Here is a 21,006-nt window from a genome sequence, read left to right on the forward strand (position 1 = left end):
AATAAGTACACACCTGATGTGTAAGCGTTGTGTTTTATTCGACATCGCAGTTGCAGCGTGAACTAATTCACATTATCTTTACCCCCACTTGGGCAAAGCCAATAGGATGCACAAGCATGCAGTTCGCGCGTCCCTTATATCGTGCGCGATGTCGGATTCGGGGACCACCTAGGTAGGCTTGTCTTGCTTGGGGTCCTATATCTCTGCGCCAACTCCGTGCCTACTCTGCGCCCCATGTAATTAGGGATAGCCTTAGATATCTGATTATGCACGGAGTCTACTACCCTGTACTGGTATTCACGCTAAGCGGTTGGTCTACACCTGCTCGCGCCCGGTAACAGCAGATGCCTTTACCAGAGGGAGCACATCAGAATCTGACCAAAGTCCTCGGTAATTTTTTCTAGCTATCCGCTTGCTCTGCCCCGTGATTTTAATACCCGGTACTGATGGGAAACCGGCGTAGATTTCTCATCAAAACCATCGGTGGGATAAAAAAAATTAAATAGGTTCGAGCGCCTGACATGGCGTGAGCTCCGCTGAGCTCGACAACGCTACTCCCTTGAAGCGTGATGGAGCGTTATCAGTGCCCTAAAAATCACAATGACCACCACACCCCAGTATGTGGGGTGTGGTGGCTCATAACGGAGTTTCTGCTTAGCTTTCTTCCTCGTGACTAACTAGGCCTAAGGAAATCTTGCCGCGGTTATCGATATCGAGGATTTCAACCTCGATTTTCTCGCCCACGTTTACGACATCTTCGACTTTACTAATGCGCTTGCCATTCCCGAGCTTCGAAATATGTACTAGACCGTCGCGACCAGGTACCAAGGAAACAAACGCACCAAAAGCAGTAGTCTTGACCACGGTACCAAGGAATTGCTCGCCTACCTTAGGCAACTGCGGATTAGCGATGGCATTAATGCGCTCGATGGCAGCATCTGCAGCCTTGCCGCCGGTTGCGGAAACATAGACGGTTCCATCGTCTTCGATGGAAATATCGGCACCAGTCGCCTCGGTGATTTCATTGATGGTCTTACCCTTCGGCCCGATCACCTCACCGATCTTTGACACAGGAACCTTAACCGAGGTGATTCGCGGAGCGTATTCACTCATAGCATCGGGTCCATCAATGACCTCAGCCATTGTATCCAAGATATACAGACGAGCATCGCGAGCTTGAGATAGGGCTGCTGCGAGTACCTCAGAGGGGATACCGTCGAGCTTGGTATCGAGCTGCAAGGCGGTGATGAAATCTGCTGTACCGGCAACCTTAAAGTCCATATCGCCAAAGGCATCCTCAGCACCCAAGATATCGGTCAGCGCCACATAGGCGGTCTCCCCATCGACCTCATCGGAAACTAGGCCCATAGCAATACCCGCAACGGGAGCCTTCAGTGGCACCCCGGCATTATAAAGCGAAAGCGTTGAGGCGCATACCGAGCCCATCGAGGTAGAACCATTGGAGCCTAAGGCTTCGGAAACTTGACGAATCGTGTACGGGAATTCTTCCCGGGACGGGATCACTGGAATAAGCGCACGCTCAGCAAGAGCACCGTGACCTATTTCGCGGCGTTTCGGTGAACCCACACGGCCAGTTTCACCCACCGAATATGGCGGGAAGTTGTAATGGTGGAAATATGTCTTCGACGTTGTTGGCGACAGCGAATCAATCTGTTGCGCCATCTTGAGCATATCAAGCGTGGTCACACCCATGATCTGAGTTTCTCCTCGCTCAAAGAGCGAGGAGCCATGTGCCCGCGGAATGAGATCTACTTCTACGCCCAGGTCGCGCACATCGGTGACACCACGGCCATCGATACGGAAGTGATCGGTGAGGATCATGCGACGCACAACCTTCTTCATCACAGCGTTATATGCGGCACGGATTTCCTTAGCAGCGGTCTCCTCGCTTCTCTCGTCCGTAGTAAAACGCTTGACCAGTTGGGCCTCGACGTGCTCCATATATTCATTGGTGGCATCATCGCGCTCTTGCTTTGCCTTGATAGTGAGTAGGGAGCCCAGTTTTTTGGTTGCCTGCTTCTCCACCGCGGCGAAAATATCATCTGAATAGGGAGGGAAGAGAGGAAACTCTTGGGTCTCCTTTGCAGCTCGCTCGGCAAGACCAAGCTGGGCTCGGCAGAGCACCTCGATAAAAGGCTTGGCTGCTTCCAAACCTGCCGCTACAACATCTTCCGTTGGAGCTGGTTTGCCATCCTTGATCTTGTCTACAACGGACTCGGTGGCCCCCGCTTCCACCATCATAATGGCGACGTCTTCGACGGTCTTCCTTCCCTGCCGCTTAGTAATGATGCGGCCAGCCACAACGAGCTCGAACAGAGCCTCCTGATGCTGGGCGTGAGTGGGGAAAGCAATCCACTGCCCCTTGGGGTGTTTCTCATCTGCGACAAGCGCCATGCGCACGCCGCCTACAGGACCAGATACGGGTAGTCCCGAGAGCTGGGTTGCAGCGGAGGCGCCGTTGATGGCTACGACGTCGTACATATCTTCTGGATCGACTGATAAAACGGTCACCACGACCTGCACTTCGTTGCGCAGCCCCTTCACAAAGGTAGGGCGCAAAGGACGGTCGATAAGACGGCACGCGAGGATCGCTTCGGTGGAGGGGCGGCCTTCACGGCGGAAGAAGGAACCTGGGATGCGTCCCGCGGCGTACATCCGTTCTTCAACATCGACGGTCAGGGGGAAGAAGTCAAAGTTTTCGCGGGGCTGCGAGGATGCTGTCACCGTTGACAGCAGCATATTATCGTCGTCGAGATAGGTAGTAACAGAACCACCCGCTTGGCGGGCTAGTTGCCCGGTTTCGAAGCGGATGGTTCGGGTTCCAAAATCGCCGTTATCGATGGTGGCTATTGCTTCGGTAATGCCAACTTCGGGATCCTCAGTAAAAGTAACTAATTTTTTTGCACTGCTCATGCACGTTCTCCTCTTTATTGTGCGTGCTTTTCGACGATCATCGGTGCCGTCTTTCTACCATGATTTATATCTTCGGTATTTTTGTTTTCGGATATCCAAAAAACGCAACAAGAACGACTTTAACACAACTTCACCCAGTCTTTAGCCCCAAACAAAAATCCCTCCCACAAGGGGAGGGATTCTTTTTTCTTAGAGCTTAACGACGCAGACCCAAACGAGCGATGAGATCGCGGTAACGGTCAACGTTATTGGCTGCCAGATACTTCAGAAGACCACGACGACGACCCACCATCAAGAGCAGACCACGACGAGAGTGGTGGTCATGTTTGTGGGACTTGAGGTGTTCGGTCAAGGTATTGATGCGGTGAGTGAGCAAGGCAACCTGTGCCTCGGTCGAACCGGTATCAGTCTCGTGCAAACCAAACTCAGCGAGAATGGCCTTCTTCTGCTCTGCATTAAGAGCCATGGGGTTACTCCTTGAAATTTCCAGTCCACATTAAACGTCATCACCGCCTTATAAACGGTGGTTTTTCAAACTGCTGTGAACCACAGTAAGAGAAACTTCAACGACTATAGCACGAGCGTTGACTTTTCGTGCACTTAGCTCGCAGCGAGTGTGGTGTAATGCATAAAGAGCTGCTTAAAACGCTGCACATCCACCCCGAGGGCTACCTTGACATTTTTCCTGTGATTCCCCAAACGTGTGGTGTCGCCCGTGGTCCGCCCACGCAGCGGTTCCGCTGTGTCGACCATGAGGTTCATGTTGTGATAGACAGCAAGATCCGGGTTGAGTGCAATAGCCACAGCAAGCGGATCGTGGAGCCCACACCCACCAAGCGTGGGATCAAATTCGGCATAGGCATCGATATAGTATTCTGCGAGTGCGGTAATAAACTCCGCCCGTGAATTCTCAAGCTCCCGCCAGATCGCGAGATCATCGGGAGTCAATAGCGTTTGTAAGGTGATGTCGAGCCCCACCATGGTGATATCTTCGACTTCACGAAGCACTCGATCAGCGGCCTCGGGATCCTGATGGATATTCGCCTCTGCCCACGGCTTCACGTTGCCCGGTACGGTTAGTGCCCCTCCCATGAAGACAATATGAGCCTTATGTGCAAAGGTGGGATCTTTCGCTATTGCCGTAGCAATGGTGGTCAAGGGCCCGGTGGGAATAATAACGAGATCATCGCCGAAGGTATGCACGGAGGTGATCAGGAAATCTGCGGCATCTCGGTTCTCTCCACTTTTATGCGGTTCAGGGATTATCATATTTGCAATCCCATTTGCCCCATGAATAAACGACGAGATTTCAAGGACTTTAAAATCTGAAGCACCAAGAGCCTTAGGCGGGCCGGCATAGACTTTGATATCGGAGCGTTTAAAGAGTTGTGTCACCGCTAGATTATTGCGCACGCTGGTGGCAATATCGACGTTCCCGTAGGTGGAGGTGATCCCGACGAGTTCGACCTCGGGATGGGCCGCGCAGTAGCCGAGGGTATAAGCGATTGCCAGCGCGTCGTCGATGCCTGTATCGAGGTCAAGAATGATCTTGGTGTACATGTCACTCTCCGATCAGTAAATGTCCTCGCCTAGCCTTATGAGGAATGGTTGAGTATATCTAAGGTATGTGCCACGTCCTTGTCAATGGTGGCAACTAGTTCATCGATGCCGCTGAACGTTTCCATGTCACGAACGAAATCTACGAATTCCACTACCACGGTATGTCCGTACAGATCGGCATCGCGCCCAATAACAAAACTCTCAACACTGCGGCGTTTATCGCCGAATGTGGGGTTGTGGCCCACCGAGATCGCTGCTGGGTAGCGAGTATTATGCTCCATATCCCCATCTATTGGGGCTTCGGAGATCACTCGTAACCATCCGGCATATACGGCGTCTTTTGGCAAGGCTACCGAATCAGGAAAGTACAGGTTGGCGGTGGGATAGCCCAATTCTCTTCCGCCGCGTCCAGCACCGCGGACCACTTCGCCACACACCTCGAACTCGCGACCCAAAGCGTGGTTAGCTAGGCGAATCTCACCGCAACTGAGATATCGACGGATCGAAGTGGAACATATGGTCTCCCCGTCGTCGCCAAGGAGATCCTTAATATAGATCTCAACCCCGTACTTTTTGCCTAAGTCCTGCAATATTTTCGTGGTGCCCTCGGCATTGTGACCAAAGGTGAAGTTTTCACCCACGACTACAGCGCGGGCGTGTAAGGAATTGACGAGAACCTCTGTGAAAAAATCCTCAGGGCTCAATTGCGCTTTGTCTACGCTGAAGGTCATCGCGAGGATGAAGTCTATTCCCTCCTGAGCCGCCAACTCAGCTCGCCTTTCCACGCTAGCTAGCAGTGGAGGCATTCGGTCCGGGCGCAGGATTGCCAGCGGGTGTGGGTCGAAAGTGAGAAGGATACTGGGTACCTCGAGCTCATCTGCTCGTTTAACGGCGGCATCGAGTAGCGTCTTGTGACCTCGGTGCATGCCGTCGAAGACGCCGATACTCACCACACTAGATGTGAGATCTGCCGGTATATTGTCGAGTCCACGCCATATATTCACGCCGCTTAGTTTACGGGAAAATGGGCGAAAGGTGATAGCAGCTCATAGACTTGGGATTTATGACTGACATGCCCTCTTCCCTACTCGACCGTTCTGGCCTCGTTATCGTGGATAAGCCTGCTGGGCTGAGCTCTCACGATGTAGTGGCGCGCGTCCGTCGCGCCTTTCATACACGCGCAGTCGGTCATGCCGGGACGCTCGACCCGATGGCTACTGGTGTCTTAGTTTTAGGGGTTGAGCGCGGCACTAAATTTTTAGCACATTTAGTCCATGCCACAAAGACTTATGAGGCGATAATCCGCCTTGGATCGGCATCGACCACCGATGATGCCGAAGGTGAGGAAATCTCACGGGCTAGCGCAGCTGAGCTTGCTGAGGTGAGTGTGGAAACGATCAACGCTGCCATCGGACCATTTCGTGGCGATATCATGCAGCGCCCAGCCCGAGTTTCAGCTGTTAAAATCGACGGCAAGAGAGCCTATCAGCGAGTCCGTGATGGCGAGGATATAGAGATTCCTGCTCGGCCAGTAACAATTTTCTCCTACTCTGTCTCAGATATTCGCCCTCACAGCGATCATATTGACGTAGATATTCGGGTGCAGTGCTCTTCAGGGACTTATATCCGTTCTCTGGCACGCGATTTGGGAGAGGCTCTAGGCATCGGCGGTCATCTTATTTATCTGCGCCGTACCGTGCTCGGCCACTTTTCTCTGGAGGACGCTCGAACCCTTGAGGAACTCGAGAAGGCACCACAACTATCCATGAGCCTAGACCAAGCCCTCCCCCATTGCTACCCTGTTCTCGATATTACTGCAGACCAAGCTCGGGATCTGTCGATGGGCAAATGGCTCCAACCAGTGGCGCAGGAGGGACCATTTGCCGCGGTAGACCCAGATGGCCGAGCTATTGCCCTCGTTAAACAGCAGGGCAAGAGGCTGGCCAGCATCTTCGTGGCACGACCCAACACTTTGAACTAGGCGCTCTCGCTCAGCACCGCAGTTGCCGCAATAATATAGCCATCTGCAATCATCCACCGTCCCTCGATAAAAGGGACGGGGGTGGGCCGGACCAGAAGGTAGGAGACGAAGTTTCCATCTAGGCGAATATCGATTTCGGCCTGTTCGAAACCGAGCCATCGATGGGTCAGTGGGAACCACGCTTTATACGTGGCTTCTTTGGCACAGAACAGCAAGCGATCTGCACACGTGATACCTTGTTTGCGTAATTGCTCGAGTTGGGCGAGTTCCCCTCGCCGGGCAATCGACCCCAGGATCCCCTCTGGTAAATGCTCAGCTATCTCTGCATCGAGTCCCATTGAGCGCACCCGCGATCGTGGTGCCACCACCGCAGCTCGCAGACCGTCGGTATGAGTGAGGGAGCCGGAAACTGCCTCTGGCCATACCGGCATTCCGCGTTCTCCACGCACAATGGGGTGCCCTGATTCGCACCCGAGTGCCCGTAAGGCTTGGTGGGCACAAAAGCGACCGTCGCCGAACTCGGCCTTTCGTTTATCAACCGCATGGTGCACCGCTGCTTGTTCCGTGGGGTGCAATTGCCTGAAATGCCGAAGATCAACGGATTGAGGATCCACTTTGAGGACATGGAAGCGAGCGGACTCAGGGAATAAATTAGCCTCTACCATGCGCTATGATGCCTCCACGACTGGGTAGGGCCACTGTCGACTATTGATAGTGGCTTGCCACTCTCGCGGATAGCCCAAAGAGACCTCGAGGTGATTGATACCCTCCACCTTTAGGCACCCAGGATTGTGGAGGTGACCATACACTACCGCTTCGGCCTGATATCGTTGCGCCCAGGTACGCGTATGACGAGTTCCGCACCAGAGGCCGATCTCTTTATATGTGAGCTGGTTCACCGGCTCTACCACGAGCGGCCAGTGATTAACCAAAATAGTGGGGCCGGAGATTCTACTCAACCGTTTGACCGAGTACGCGAGCCTGTCCCAGCACCACGCGCGAATATCGACAAAGGGAGCTATAGCGAATTCGTCGGTTAGCATAATGCCCTTATCGCGAGCGGCTTGCACTGCTTGCTCGACGCTAAGATCGGGTTGCCTAAAGGAGTAGTCATAGAGCGTAAATAACGGCACAACCGTACGGCCGTGGAATACAGGATACGGATCTTCAGGGGTTAGGACATCAATTTGCCGGCAACGTCGCACTAATTCTTCGTATTTCGCCCGGCCCAGAAAGGTATCGCCGGTGCGCATAAATAACTCGTGGTTGCCTGGTACCCAGATTACTGTGGAAAATGTGCGGCGTAGCTTGCCAAGAATTTTAATGACCACTTCGGTGCGCTCAGCCACATCGCCAGCGACAATCAACCAATCGGACGGATCACGAGCCTTGATGGATTCGATCATCTCCCGGTTGTGCTTAACCGCTCCATGCAAGTCGGCGACCGCCCACAGCGTTTGGGTCATATTCACTCCTTCGAAGTGGGTACGCAGAAGCTGGAACGCACTATCTTTCAGTATAGGTTGCGTAGTTGGAAGCGAGGGCCCGGCTGGCCCATTTCATGGAATAGAAGCGCCCCACAACGCTGAAGAATCGGATCATCATAAAAGCGAGAATCCCCCACCAGACCCCTTGCAGGCCTAAGCCAAAGTAGTTGGCAATCCACACTCCCGGCAGGAATCCGCCGAGGACACCGATAAGCGTCGTGGTTCGCAGGTATGCCGCATCGGCTGCGCCCAATAAAACTCCGTCAAGGGCGAATACCACACCAGCTACGATAATCATAAATACGAGCTGCCACCATGGGCCCGCGATCTCTTTAAGAACCGACTGATCGGTGGTAAACAGAGGAGGAACCATCCGGTAACTGGCTGCGAGCACTGCCGCGAGCAGCACAGAAAATCCCAGAGAATAGAGCAAAATTCGCTGACCTACTTGCCTAGCAGCCTTCAAACTCTGCGCCCCTAACGCTGCACCCACGAGGGTCTGGGCAGCAATAGCCAGAGAATCGAGGAGCAGGCTAAAGAAATTCCACAGTTGAAGAAGTACCTGGTGCGCGCCCAAAGCTTGCGCACTGATGCGTCCAGCTACCGCGGCTGCAGACAAAAAAGCCACCTGGAAGGCGAGAGAACGAACAATGAGATCTCGACCCAGAATTAACTGATCCTTAATGATCCGCGCGTCGGGAGCCCAGCTCCCCTTATGCATAAGCACCAGGGCTCCTACAAACAGACCAGCCATAATGGCTTCGGCAGCCAGAGTCGCCCACGCCGACCCGACGATTCCGTAGCGGTGAACCAATACCAGAATGAGAACCGCGCCTGGACCTAGGCCCAGCAGCGTGAAAATGAGCGGTAGCTTCGTATTTTGAATCCCGCGCAGCCAGCCGTTACCCGCCATGGAACATAGCACCATCGGGATCGCGAAAGAAGTGATTCGCAACCAGGTGGTCGCGAGCTCGCTTACCTCTGAATTAGCGGAGATCCACAGGCTAAACCATGGAGCCCCAAACCACATAATCAGTGCGAGCACGATTCCCACGGCGATCCCCACCCAAGTTGCCTGTACCCCTTCGGCGATAGCGCTGCTTCGATCCCCCGCTCCGAAATATCGTGCAGAACGGGCAGTGGTTCCATAAGAAAGAAAAGTCAGCTGCGTGGTCACAATAGAGAACAATGTCGTTCCTGTTGCTAAAGCCGCTAAGAACTCTCCTCCTCCAAACCGTCCGACTGCTGCAGTATCGAGTAGCAGGAAGAGCGGAGTAGCAATGAGGACGCCAAGGGCAGGAAGCGCCAGCGCGAGAATTGATCGAGCACTAGGCAACTCATACGTATCCGAGTGGGACTGCTCAGTAATCATCGAATTATTCATAGCCTATCGGCTGCGAGCGCCTAGCTCTAGTTCTTGTAGGGATTCTCGTCGCCAGCGGGCCGGGCATTCTTCCGCAACTCCGCCAATTCTGCATCGCGCTCACGAGCCCGCGCTAAGAGATCCTCCATGCGGGCAGAGGTCTCCGGGACGGTATCGAGTTCGAATTTCAGGGTAGGTGTAAAACGCACTGAGAGCGCTTCACCTACTATCTTGCGTAGTGAACCACGAGCTTTTTCCAGCCCTTCAGCGGCTCGTTCGTGGTCTGCTGGCTGGTCGATGCTAGCTCCACGCACGGTGTAGTAGAGAGTCGCATCGTGGAGGTCACCGGTTACTCGAGCGTCGGTGATCGTAACAAATTCCAAACGCGGATCTTTGATCTCCCGTTCGATGGCGGTAGCAACAATTTGTAGGATCCTTTTTGCCAGACGCTGTGCGCGAGAATTATCTGCCATGAAAACTCACTCCTTGAATAATATTTTTTTTATCACGAGGTGCGGGGGCGCTCACTTTTCGGTGCACCTGAACCTCTCTTAAATAGTATCGGTTTAGTGCTCAATTAACGATCCGAGGCGAGAAAGCTATATAGCGCAGAAAAATCCCGCTGTGAGAGGGATATTCTTCTCACAGCGGGATAGTCAGCCTATTTATCGCGAGGTACTTCGACCTTCTCGTAGGCTTCGATTATGTCGCCCACCTCGATATTCGGGTAGCTGAGCACCATACCGCACTCATAACCTGCAGCCACCTCGGTCACGTCGTCTTTTTCTCGACGTAACGAGCTGATTGTGGCATCACTGGTTACTACGTTGCCATCTCGGATCAAGCGGATCGATGCACCACGGCGCATCTTGCCATCTTCGACCTTGCAGCCCGCGATAAGGCCGACAGAGGAGGCCTTAAAGATGGCGCGAATTTCAGCGCGTCCGACATCGCGGTCTTCGTAGACCGGCTTGAGCATGCCGCGCAGAGCGGACTCAACTTCCTCAATCGCGCGGTAGATAACCGTGTAGTAGCGGATATCTACACCCTCAGCGTTTGCTTCCTCGGTTGCCTTACCTTCGGAACGCACGTTGAAGGCGATGATGACGGCATCGGAAGCGGCAGCAAGCGATACGTTGGTCTGGGTTACTGCACCCACGCCGCGGTCGATGATATTGAGCTCGACTTCGTCGTCCATATCGATCTGTAGGAGGGCTTCCTCCAAAGCTTCCACCGAACCGGCGTTATCGCCCTTAAGGATGAGGTTGAGCGTGGAGTGCTCGCGCAATACTGCATCCAGATCCTCGAGAGAAACGCGCTTGCGAGTCTTCGCAGCCAATGCGTTGCGCTTGCGGGCATTTCGCTGATTTGCAATCTGGCGAGCGACGCGATCATCCTCAACAACCAGTAGGTTATCACCAGCGCCTGGAACTCCGTTGAGGCCCTGTACCTGGACTGGACGCGATGGACCAGCTTCCTCCACGTCATTGCCGTGCTCGTCGACCATGCGGCGAACACGACCATATGCGTCGCCGGCTACGATCGAATCGCCGACGCGCAGGGTGCCTCGCTGCACAATTACGGTGGCCACCGGGCCACGGCCGCGATCCAGGTGTGCTTCAATAGCAACGCCTTGGGCATCCATCTCGGGGTTAGCACGCAGATCCAATGAAGCATCCGCGGTGAGCAGAACCGATTCGAGGAGGTTATCGATATTGATATTTTCCTTAGCGGAAATATCAACGAACATGGTGTCGCCACCATATTCCTCCGGGATCAGTCCATATTCGGAAAGTTGACCACGGATACGATCAGGAGAAGCCCCCGGCTTATCAATCTTGTTCACAGCCACAACTACTGGCACATCTGCTGCCTTGGCATGGTTGATCGCCTCGATGGTCTGGGGCATCACTCCGTCATCTGCGGCCACCACGAGTACGGCGATATCAGTGGATTTGGCACCACGGGCACGCATGGCGGTGAAGGCCTCGTGTCCTGGCGTATCTAGGAAGGTGATCTTTCGATCGCGGCCCTCGATATCAACCTGAACCTGGTAGGCACCGATCCCCTGGGTGATTCCACCTGCCTCGCCGGAACCGACGTTAGCCTTCCTGATGGTATCCAGTAGTCGAGTTTTACCATGGTCGACGTGGCCCATTACGGTCACAACTGGAGGCCTAAATTCTAGATCGTCTTCGGTTCCGGCGTCTTCGCCAAACTGCAGATCGAAGGTCTCCAGTAGCTCACGATCTTCATCTTCTGGGGAAACGACCTCAACGACGTAGTTCATTTCTTCGCCCAAAAGCTGGAGGGTTTCCTCGGAAACGGAAGCCGTGGCTGTTACCATCTCGCCCAAGTTGAACAGTGCTTGCACCAATGCCGATGCATCGGTATCAATCTTGTCAGCAAAGTCGGAGAGAGAAGCTCCGCGAGCGAGCCGCACGGTAGCGCCAGCGCCATTGGGCAGCGCGACGCCACCAATGACATTTGGCACCTGCATGGACTCGTACTCGTTACGCTTCTGCCGTTTCGACTTGCGTCCGCGGCGAGGGGCGCCACCTGGGCGTCCGAAAGCACCCGCGGTTCCTCCGCGTCGACCACCGCGACCTGCGCCGCCTGGTCGATTCGGTCCAAAGCCGCCGCCCTGATTATTGCCACCTCGGCCACCTCGACCCCCAGAAGCTGCGCGCTCTGGCATAGCTCCTGGTGATGGATGGTTCGGCATCATAGCTGGCGAAGGACGACGTCCTCCTCCTTGACGCTCTTGGTTATTCGGACGATCTTGTCCGCCTGGGCGCTGACGATCACCTTGAGGGCGATTGCCACCCTGACCTCCGCGAGCACCGCGAGCTGGGCGGTCGCCGGTGGATCCTCCTGGGCGCGGACCGGGGCGCCCTCCTGGACGCGGACCTGGTCGGTCTTGGCCTCCGGTAGAGAATGGGTTATTTGCCACTCGACGTGCGCCTGGCTTTGGAGCAGGCTTCGCTTGTGGCTTTGGCATTGTCCCTGGGGTGGGTCCCGCTGGCTTAGCAGCTGGAGCAGGCTTATCAGAGCTTGCACTAGCAGGCTCTGAGAAAGTTGGGCTTGCCGGCTTGGCAGTTTGGGCTGCTGGATTGACAGGCTTCGCTACTTGCTCAGTGGGCTTCGCTTTGGGTGCAGCTGGTTTTGCTTTTTGCTCCACAGGTTTCGCAGGGGTGGCGGCAGGCGCACTTGGCTTGGGAGAAGCCGGTTTTGCAGTCTGAGCTGCTGGCTGAGCGGCTGGAGCGGCTGGCTTTGCGACCTGAGCTGCGGGTTTAGCCGCTTGGGCTGCAGGTTTAGCAGGCTTTGCTGCGGGTTTGGTAGTCTGCTCAGCTTTTTGGGTATCAGCTTGAGGTGTTTCTGCGGCGGCAGGTGCAGCTTCCGCCTGCGCGGCATAATGCGCCTTCATGCGCTTGACTACCGGTGGTTCTATGGTTGAGGAAGCAGTTTTGACAAACTCGCCTTTATCTCTGAGTGTGGCAAGTAACTCCTTGCTGGTGATACCGAGCTGTTTAGCGAGCTCATGTACACGTAATTTTCCGGGCACTTTTCTCCTTGTGTTATGGATAGAAAACAAGCAGATAGCCTGAAGTCCTGGAAAATACCCGCGGAGTACAGCCTATATGCAGTTTTCTAGCCGAATGTCATTGACGTTCATCGCTGATGCTTCATGATGTGCTCATCAGTGTTCGGTCTCTTTCTATTTCCTTGGTGTGTTCGTGGCTCGCCTGAATATGTTGGCGCAACGAACGGGTATCGAGTGGTCCCGACACGCGCAGCGACCGGGTAAACGCCCGCTGTTTTTCCGCTAATTCCACTGCTTCAAGATTTGGGGTAATCCAACATCCACGACCTGGAAGCCGGCGGTGCGGATCGGGCACGAGTGCATCTTTATTCGAACTGAGAACAACGCGCAAAAGCGTGCTGTCATGAGCCCGGGTACGGAAGGCGATACAGGTGCGAATACGGATAGTCGGTGCATTAGCGCCGTCGCCTGGCGACGACTGCATAAAGCTCGAGCTCACGTACTATTCCTTATCTTCGACCTTCACAGGCCACTCGCACTATTGATTCCAATATCAAGTCTGCGTAGTTTAAGCGGTAGCGTTTGATCTTTTCCCCCGCTTAGATATTATCGACATCTTGATAATACTGGCAGTAAAAATGAAACAGCTCTGCGTGACTGCAAATTCCACAATCAACAGGGCCTAAACCCATAGTAGTCGACGGAACAGAAAAAGTTAAGTTCTTTCCCCCTAAGAGACCGTGCATCGCTGTCTATATAGATGTCGGCTCAACACGGTCGTCGGACTAATGATCTATTCCGCGTCGGAGCGAATATCGATTTTCCAGCCAGTCAGGCGAGCGGCCAAACGAGCATTCTGTCCCTCTTTGCCAATAGCTAAGGAGAGCTGATAATCAGGAACTGTCACTTGGGCGATCTGCTGCTCGGGGTCCGTAATAGTAACATTGACTACTTTCGACGGAGCGAGCGCATTTCCTACATAGGTTGCAGGATCGTCGGAAAAGTCGATAATGTCGATTTTCTCCCCTCCCAATTCCTGCATGATATTACTGACTCGTTGTCCACGCGGCCCGATGCATGCACCTTTTGCGTTAAGCCCTTTGACATTAGCTTTCACAGCAACCTTGGAGCGATGGCCTGCTTCGCGCGCAATGGAAACGATCTCTACCGAGGAATCGGCAACTTCAGGGATTTCTAGCTCAAATAGCCGACGCACGAGCTCTGGGTGGGTACGCGAGAGATTAATGCTGAGCGAGCGTTGATTCTGACTAACCCCCACGACAAAGCTCTTGACGCGGTCTCCGTGGTGCAGCTTTTCTCCTGGAATCTGTTCAGCTGGAAGAAGCACGCCGTCTTGGCCGTCCATCTCGGTACCAAGGTGGACCACTACCATGCCGCGCTCGTTGGCCATAGCATCGGCTTGAACGACACCAGTAACAACAGTGCCCTCATAATCCGAATATGCTACATACGCCTGCCGAGCTTCAGCCTCGCGGAGCCTTTTAACGATTGCGTCTCGCACAGCGTGGGCGCCGAGTCGATCGAAGTGGCTTGGGGTATCATCGTATTCCGATTCCACGTTGCCCTCGGCATCGAGGCTGGAGACGATGACCGCGACGGAACCTGTTTGAATATCGATATCCACCCGGGTACGCGTATTGTCCTGTGGAGGGACATCTTTATACTCGCGGTAGGCGAACATCAAAGCGGTGGCAATGGTATCGACCAAGTCTCGCACCGGGATACCTTTTTCCGATTCAATTGCTTTGAGTGCCGCAACATCAATATTCACTTTTAATAAAGTCCCTTCGTGGAGATTAAATCTGACTGTTTTAGCTAACTACACAGTGGCCAGCTCGTCAAAAGACATGGACACAAGCTCGAGTTCGGACTGAGGTGCGTCAGAAAACTCAACTTCCTGGTGTGCGTGCAGGATCTGTTCAATCTCGAAAGCTGCTGCGCGAGCTATCCCTTTTGTACTGCTAATGAGCACGACGTGAGTGTGATCCTCATTCAGGGGACCAACACGAAACCGCTCCTTTTTATCATGGACGACCACCGTCACCAGGCGGCCACGGGCACGGCGCCAGTGACGCGGTAGGGTTAACGGCAGATCCAGACCCGGTGTACCAACTTCGAGGGTATAACCGGCACCAAAGTTGAGCCTCCGGGCCTCCTCCTCGGCATCGAAAAGCGCAGAAATTTCCAACGACAAAGCCTCAAGCTGGTCTGAATGTGGGTGCTCATCAGAGTCAATGGCAATGGCTACGGTGGTTTTCTTGCCAGCGAGAGCAATACGGATATCTTCAATATCTACACCATACTGCGAAGCTAGGGGTTCTAGAGTTATCAGGAGAGTTTCTTTGCTAGGAAAAGCCATAAGGGCGATGGTAGTACAATGACCGACTATGACACGATTTCGCATCTCATTCCTGCCCCTATGCGCTCTCGTCCTCGGTCTTATCCTCGGTGGCTGCGCAGCCCCATCACCCCACCCCACCTTGGCTGGGCTTTACCGGGTCAGCGAGGGGGAGCAACAGCAAGAACTGGGTGCCGAGATCGCCAGGTTGTGCGGTCACCTCAGGGATGGCGAGGTCCCGGCCAGTTGCACTCCTGAGGGAACTGATACATTCCTGACAGAATCCTCGACACAGGATTTTTCCGCCGATACAGCGGGCATCCTCAATATTATCGCTGATATCCCTCAAGAGTCTCTGCCTCTTATCGTTGACCAATATCTCTTCTATGCCACAACAAATGCCGAACCTATTTCCCAAGTAGTGGTTAAGTTGGATATTCCCGCTGCCGCACAACGCAATCCAGACGGTACGGCTCCCCAACAGGAACCAGATCCCGAGACCCACTCTCATAATGCTGCTTTTGTTGATCTCGTTGCGGCCAGGGAAGCGCTACGCCGCGAATACGGTTTTCTCTACGCCCTTGGCATGGCAACTGCATTTGCTGACGATATGCAGGACCAGAGAATAGCGCAGCTGGAAAAAGTCCATCAGCGAATTGCGGATAGTCTGGAGTTCGCCCTCAACGAGGATGCTTTTATCCCGGTGCCAGCGGCCGGATATAGCTTCGATGATCTCGAGCTTCCTTACGATGATAGAAGTGCAGCCGCATTTGTGGACGAGCTAGTTGCAAGTAACGAACGGGACTGGCAAGCCTTCGCTTCCCAGGCGCATCATGCGCCATGGCGCACGACTTCACTGAGCACCTTAGGTTACCTGACGAATCCACAATAGGCACGCAGCAGAAAAGGGCCACGGACGCTAGAGAGTCCCGTGGCCCTTGATACTCGAAATTATGCGGTGACCGTGTCGAGAATAGTAGAGACGATATCAGCGGCGTCGACTTCTACAATGTCGTGACCCCGACGGCGTAGCTCGACCTTGCCTTCACTAAATGAGCGCCCCAGCACCACTACATACGGGATACCGAGGAGCTCCGCATCCTTGAACTTAACTCCTGGGGACACCTTAGTGCGATCGTCGAACAGGACCTCGACACCTTTATGATCTAGTTCTGCAACGAGGCGATCACCGGCAGCTAAGGCTTTTTCGTCCTTATTAGCCACAACAACGTGAACGTGATAAGGGGCCACCTCAAGTGGCCAATTCAGACCTCTGTCATCATGACGCTGCTCAGCCAGGACAGCCATGAGCCGCGATACACCAATTCCGTAGGAACCCATGGTGGGGATGACTCGCTTGCCGTTTTCATCCAAGATCTGCACATCGAAAGCCTCGGTGTACTTCCGCCCCAGCTGGAAAATATGACCGATCTCGATACCACGAGCCAAGGTAAGGGAGCCTTGACCGTCAGGCGCTGGGTCACCTTCGCGTACCTCGGCCGCCTCAATATATCCATCAATAGTAAAGTCGCGGCCAGCAACAACGTTGTTGGCATGTTTCTCGAAAGCATTGGCACCAGTTAGCCAGGCTGTTCCCTCTGCCACCCGAGGGTCAGCGAGAACTCTAATGCCGTGCTCATTGAGCGCCTGAGGGCCGATATAACCCTTGACAAGGAACGGACGAGCGGCGAAATCCTCCTCAGAGGCCAACTCCACTTCAGCTGGCTCGAAAGAGGCCTCGAGACGCTTCTCATCGACTTCGCGATCACCGGGCAACAAAATACCAATAAGCTCATCGTCCTGGGCGCCCGGCGTGTGCACCTTGACCATGAGGCATTTGAGCGTATCACTAGCGCCACATTCCCGCCCATCGATACTAAGACCACTGCGGCGTGCCCACTCCACCAGGTTGTCTATAGTTTCAGCGCCTGGGGTGTCATGAACCTCGAGGGGAGCTTGGCCGGCGATTTCCCGGGGAGTACCTGGTTGAGTTGTTACAGCCTCGACATTGGCAGCATAGTCTCCCTTCGTGGCACGCACGAAGGTGTCTTCACCATGAGGAGAAATAGCAAGAAATTCCTCCGAAGCCGATCCGCCCATCGCACCCGAGGTTGCTTTACAGATCGCGTATTCAACGCCGAGACGGTCGAAGATATTCTGATAAGCCTGACGGTGGCGAGCATAGGATTCCTTCAGACCAGCGTCAGTCATGTCAAAGGAGTAGGAATCCTTCATAACGAATTCGCGGCCCCTGAGGATACCCGCGCGAGGGCGTTCTTCGTCACGATATTTAATTTGGATTTGATACAGCGTCACAGGGAAGTCTTTATAGGAGTTATAAAGATCCTTAACCTGAGCCGTGAAAAGCTCCTCATGGGTGGGCCCCAATAACATATCTTGACCCTTGCGGTCCTTGAGTCGGAAGAGTGAGTCCCCGTACTCTGTCCAGCGGCCAGTTTGTTCATAAGGGTCGCGCGGAAGGAGTGCTGGAAATAACAATTCTTGGCCACCGATAGCGTCCATCTCTTCGCGAACGATATTTTCGATCTTTTTCAAGGTGCGTAGCCCGAGCGGAAGCCAGGTATACACTCCCGGGGCAGCGCGGCGAATATAGCCGGCGCGCACAAGAAGTTTGTGACTAGGTACTTCAGCATCTGCTGGGTCTTCACGCAGGGTACGTAAGAAGAGTGTGGAAAGACGAGTAATCATGGTTGGTTAGTTTAGCACCAGCTTTGTACCTTACTGACCAAGGCTCTAATAGCTTGCTCATCTGTGACCTGAACTGGTGCTGCTCCCCCACCCGGCCCGGCGGGTCCTCGCTCAACAAATGTCGAAGCTGAACTATGAATGGCGGCTACTCCGGTGGTCGCCAGAGCATCAATATTATCTGGGCGGATGCCTCCTCCAGCCATAATTTCGATCTCCGGTACGTGGGCTACGAGCATCGCCAATTCCTGGGCTCCAGCAGGGGCACTAGATTGTCCACCGGAACTAAGGATGCGCTTGATTCCGAGGTCCTTGATGCTGTGGCAGGCATCTATTCGCGAGGGTACTGTATCGAATACACGGTGCAGGGTCACCTCCGCGCCGTGAGCATGATCGATTAAATAACGCAGCGCAGGTATGTCTAGAGTGCCGTCTGATCGAGCAGCCCCAATAACAACTCCGTCGGCGCCGGCGCTAATGGCCTGTGAAATATCAGTAGCCATCACTTCGATCTCAGCCTCGCTATAAACGAAACCGCCGGGCCGCACCCTGATGAGGACGTGGGTGGATATGATTGTGGAGCACGCCTGGATATTGCCAATGGTGGGAGTAAGCCCACCGGTTGCGGATAGTCCCACGCATAACTCGATGCGGTCGGCTCCTGCGTGGGCAGCCTGGGCTGCTCCTACCGGGTCTTGCACTGCGATTTCAATGGCCGGGTATCTCATAAAGAATCCTCTTTGCTGACGTTAGGAGTCGGGATATTTAGATGCTTCATGTGCAAGTGACACCCTAAGTATATGGCCTAAGTCCAGCTAAACTCCACAACCGGTTGTTGGATTCTTGCGGTGATTGGCCCATTGGGATAGAGCATCGCTGATCGCTTGGCTATATAGCTCGCGACCTTGCTCATTGGGATGAATTCTGTCGGAATAAAGCTTGTCGGGGTTCGCCTGAGCCAGTTGGCACCAGGGAGCAATATAGAGATTCTCATAGGTGTCTTGAGCACGGGCGATACGTTCTTGAGAGATGGGAATCCAGGTGCGCTCGCCATAAGGCATCACCATAATGACCACGCGCTGCTGGCCGATTATATCCATGACCTGTTTCAATGCCTCCTCGCTTAGTGCTCCGTTGGTTCCAAAACCTAGAACGACAAAGGGATCAAGGCGCCCCGCATCAGCTAATGACTGGAGGATACTTGGTGCTGCCACGAGCGACCGCGACACTTCGGCATCGATATACATGCCCGGAAAGTTCTTCTCCAGGGCAGGTACGGACCCGAGCATAACGGAATCTCCCACAGCCGTCATTCGATCCCCTGTGGGAGGAAGCTGCGGTCCATATAAGGGGGTGGCAACGTCTGTTGCCTCTGCAGCTGGAATTGCTGTGATCTCACGCGGCGCTGTCTGATTGTGAGCCAGCCGCTCTAACTGGGATTGAAGTTCAGTTTGTTGCGGAGAGCGCACGATGGCCAGCGCAGCAGCCGCTAAGAGGGTTATAAGCGTTCCCGCCACCACAGCACGAACTCGAGGGTCAGAGCTACGCCATAGGTGCCGATATCCGCGCCGGCGTACGGGGGTTTCCACAAAGACATAACTGAGATGGCTGATAACTAGGCTGGTGATCAGCGCGAGCAGACCAATGACCTCCGAATGCTGTGCCCACATCTGTTGGTGGTTGAGTTCTTGCAGGAGAACAACGATTGGCCAGTGCCATAAGTATAGGGAGAAGGAACGTTCACCGAGCCACCTCAGCACCGAGGTCCCCATCACACGGGAGAGTATTCCTACCTCGGAACTTACTTGCGCCAGAATCAAAACAGTGAACAGTGAGGCTAAAACCAGGCCTCCGCGGTATGTGAAGGCAGCCGTATCGGATACGACAAAGAAGAGAGTCGTTAGTCCGATCACACTGAGCACCCCGACCACAACACCAGGTAAACCAGCTAAGAGGTTTCGGTTGCGAGGCCAGGAATCCGCATGAGGGTCTGCAGAGGTCGAGGTCATGATCAGAGCTAAAAATACCCCCATTAACAGCCCGAAGCTGTGGGTATCCGTTCCGTAATACACGCGGGTGGGATCGGCTGCTGGATCATAGAGAGCGAGCATCGCGGCAAATGATGCAGTGCCAAGTACTAAGACCGTCGCAAGGATCGCACACCCTATTTTCTTAAACATCCTCATAAGGGCCACGAAGATTAGTGGCCAGATGAGATAGAACTGCTCCTCCACGGCAAGCGACCAGTAGTGGGCTAAAATCTGCACCCCTGAATCGGCAAAGTAGCTGGCACTTGCGGCAATTTGAGTCCAGTTGTTGGCAAAAATCAGTGTGCCCGCAAACTGCTCACCTAGTTTGACACTGGGGTCACCACCGACGAGTCCTGCAAGAGCGGTGGTGATGATTAAGACGATAAAAGCTGCCGGGAGGATGCGTCGTGCGCGGCGAATCCAAAATTTCTTTAGATCAATCCTTCCCAGGACCGAATACTCTCGAACTAAAAGTGAGGTGATCAAGAATCCCGACAGCACAAAAAACATATCCACGCCCATAAACCCCCCGGGCATGGCCGAGCGGAAGAAGTGGTAAAAGACCACTGCCATCACCGCGATTCCGCGCAGCCCATCGATGCCAGGGACTCGACGAATTCGATAGGTCACGGTTTTCTTGGAATCATCGTGCTGCTGGGAGCTGGCTGCCAGGTGGTTGCGGTCCCCCACTCTCTTTGCCACGGGGTGCGGAGCAGGCGGCTCTGGGGTCTTTTTAAGGTTTTCTTCCCCGATCCTTCCACGGCTGCCCTTGGCGATGGCCGCTTCGAGATCGGCCGCGAAATCCGGTCGAACGGGTTTGCGGACAGTTGTTATCGTATGCCCCGTTAGCAACCTCAGCAGTGCTAAAAGGAGGCTAAGCATTAGGTAGCGCACGAGGGCAGCTAACCAAGGGACTGCCCGTATCACTCGCCGCGTGACCGCTGTGATAAAGCGGGTGACGCGACGGTTTGAACCGGATCCCTTGCGATTTAATGGTCCTGCCAACACGTGTCCACTTTGTCCTCGTTACTCGCGCCTATCG

At 54.2% G+C, this 21,006-nt stretch carries 17 protein-coding genes; 2 read left to right on the top strand and 15 right to left on the bottom strand.

The window, feature by feature from the left end:
- Positions 1-654 precede the first annotated feature (654 nt).
- From NXS13_RS01465 to NXS13_RS01480, 4 genes are all read right to left on the bottom strand, one after another.
- Positions 655-2,934 (bottom strand): polyribonucleotide nucleotidyltransferase, encoded by a 2,280-nt coding sequence (locus tag NXS13_RS01465; RefSeq protein WP_259076373.1) that lies wholly within the window; start codon positions 2,932-2,934, stop codon positions 655-657.
- Between the two features lie 196 nt (positions 2,935-3,130).
- Complete coding sequence (rpsO, locus tag NXS13_RS01470) at positions 3,131-3,400, bottom strand: 30S ribosomal protein S15 (protein ID WP_259076371.1); 270 nt, start codon at positions 3,398-3,400, stop codon at positions 3,131-3,133.
- 134 nt (positions 3,401-3,534) lie between these two features.
- A complete protein-coding gene (locus NXS13_RS01475) occupies positions 3,535-4,494 on the bottom strand; it encodes a nucleoside hydrolase (RefSeq protein ID WP_259157692.1) in 960 nt (319 codons plus the stop codon).
- Positions 4,495-4,529: 35 nt separating this feature from the next.
- Positions 4,530-5,498, bottom strand: coding sequence for a bifunctional riboflavin kinase/FAD synthetase (locus tag NXS13_RS01480; protein WP_259076367.1), 969 nt, complete (start codon positions 5,496-5,498; stop codon positions 4,530-4,532).
- Between the two features lie 68 nt (positions 5,499-5,566).
- On the opposite strand from NXS13_RS01480, the gene truB reads away from it, so the two are divergent.
- Positions 5,567-6,475 carry a tRNA pseudouridine(55) synthase TruB gene (truB, locus tag NXS13_RS01485; RefSeq protein WP_396125058.1) on the top strand — a complete coding sequence of 303 codons (909 nt, stop codon included), beginning with the start codon at positions 5,567-5,569 and terminating at the stop codon, positions 6,473-6,475.
- Here truB and NXS13_RS01490 read toward each other — a convergent pair.
- The 8 genes from NXS13_RS01490 to rimP all read right to left on the bottom strand — a co-directional run bounded on the left by NXS13_RS01490 (position 6,472) and on the right by rimP (position 15,249).
- Entirely contained in the window at positions 6,472-7,140 is a 669-nt protein-coding gene (locus tag NXS13_RS01490; RefSeq protein ID WP_259157687.1) for a 4'-phosphopantetheinyl transferase, read from the bottom strand. The two genes, truB and NXS13_RS01490, sit on opposite strands and share 4 nt — an antisense overlap.
- A 3-nt stretch (positions 7,141-7,143) precedes the next feature.
- On the bottom strand, positions 7,144-7,941 hold the full coding sequence (locus NXS13_RS01495) for a metallophosphoesterase (protein WP_259076349.1): 798 nt from the start codon (positions 7,939-7,941) through the stop codon (positions 7,144-7,146).
- A gap of 40 nt (positions 7,942-7,981) precedes the next feature.
- Positions 7,982-9,346 (bottom strand): MATE family efflux transporter, encoded by a 1,365-nt coding sequence (locus tag NXS13_RS01500; RefSeq protein WP_259157686.1) that lies wholly within the window; start codon positions 9,344-9,346, stop codon positions 7,982-7,984.
- 26 nt (positions 9,347-9,372) lie between these two features.
- Entirely contained in the window at positions 9,373-9,798 is a 426-nt protein-coding gene (gene rbfA, locus NXS13_RS01505; RefSeq protein WP_259076344.1) for a 30S ribosome-binding factor RbfA, read from the bottom strand.
- Positions 9,799-9,986: 188 nt separating this feature from the next.
- A complete protein-coding gene (gene infB / locus NXS13_RS01510; RefSeq protein ID WP_259289252.1) occupies positions 9,987-12,890 on the bottom strand; it encodes a translation initiation factor IF-2 in 2,904 nt (967 codons plus the stop codon).
- 121 nt (positions 12,891-13,011) lie between these two features.
- Positions 13,012-13,368 (bottom strand): YlxR family protein, encoded by a 357-nt coding sequence (locus NXS13_RS01515; protein WP_259076340.1) that lies wholly within the window; start codon positions 13,366-13,368, stop codon positions 13,012-13,014.
- 294 nt (positions 13,369-13,662) lie between these two features.
- A complete protein-coding gene (nusA, locus tag NXS13_RS01520; RefSeq protein ID WP_259157682.1) occupies positions 13,663-14,661 on the bottom strand; it encodes a transcription termination factor NusA in 999 nt (332 codons plus the stop codon).
- A gap of 48 nt (positions 14,662-14,709) precedes the next feature.
- The gene (gene rimP, locus NXS13_RS01525) at positions 14,710-15,249 is read right to left on the bottom strand and encodes a ribosome maturation factor RimP (protein ID WP_259289253.1); all 540 of its coding nucleotides are present in this window, start codon (positions 15,247-15,249) and stop codon (positions 14,710-14,712) included.
- Positions 15,250-15,277: 28 nt separating this feature from the next.
- Here rimP and NXS13_RS01530 point away from each other — a divergent pair, with 28 nt between their 5' ends.
- On the top strand, positions 15,278-16,120 hold the full coding sequence (locus NXS13_RS01530; protein ID WP_259076329.1) for a DUF4439 domain-containing protein: 843 nt from the start codon (positions 15,278-15,280) through the stop codon (positions 16,118-16,120).
- Positions 16,121-16,179: 59 nt separating this feature from the next.
- Here NXS13_RS01530 and NXS13_RS01535 read toward each other — a convergent pair whose 3' ends face one another.
- The 3 genes from NXS13_RS01535 to NXS13_RS01545 all read right to left on the bottom strand — a co-directional run bounded on the left by NXS13_RS01535 (position 16,180) and on the right by NXS13_RS01545 (position 20,972).
- Positions 16,180-17,937, bottom strand: coding sequence for a proline--tRNA ligase (locus NXS13_RS01535; protein WP_259289254.1), 1,758 nt, complete (start codon positions 17,935-17,937; stop codon positions 16,180-16,182).
- Between the two features lie 11 nt (positions 17,938-17,948).
- Positions 17,949-18,662 (bottom strand): copper homeostasis protein CutC, encoded by a 714-nt coding sequence (locus NXS13_RS01540; protein ID WP_259076326.1) that lies wholly within the window; start codon positions 18,660-18,662, stop codon positions 17,949-17,951.
- 87 nt (positions 18,663-18,749) lie between these two features.
- Entirely contained in the window at positions 18,750-20,972 is a 2,223-nt protein-coding gene (locus NXS13_RS01545; protein WP_259157679.1) for an acyltransferase family protein, read from the bottom strand.
- Positions 20,973-21,006 lie beyond the last annotated feature (34 nt).

It is taken from the genome of Corynebacterium sp. ES2730-CONJ, from assembly GCF_024834055.1.
In the GTDB taxonomy this organism is placed as follows: domain Bacteria; phylum Actinomycetota; class Actinomycetes; order Mycobacteriales; family Mycobacteriaceae; genus Corynebacterium.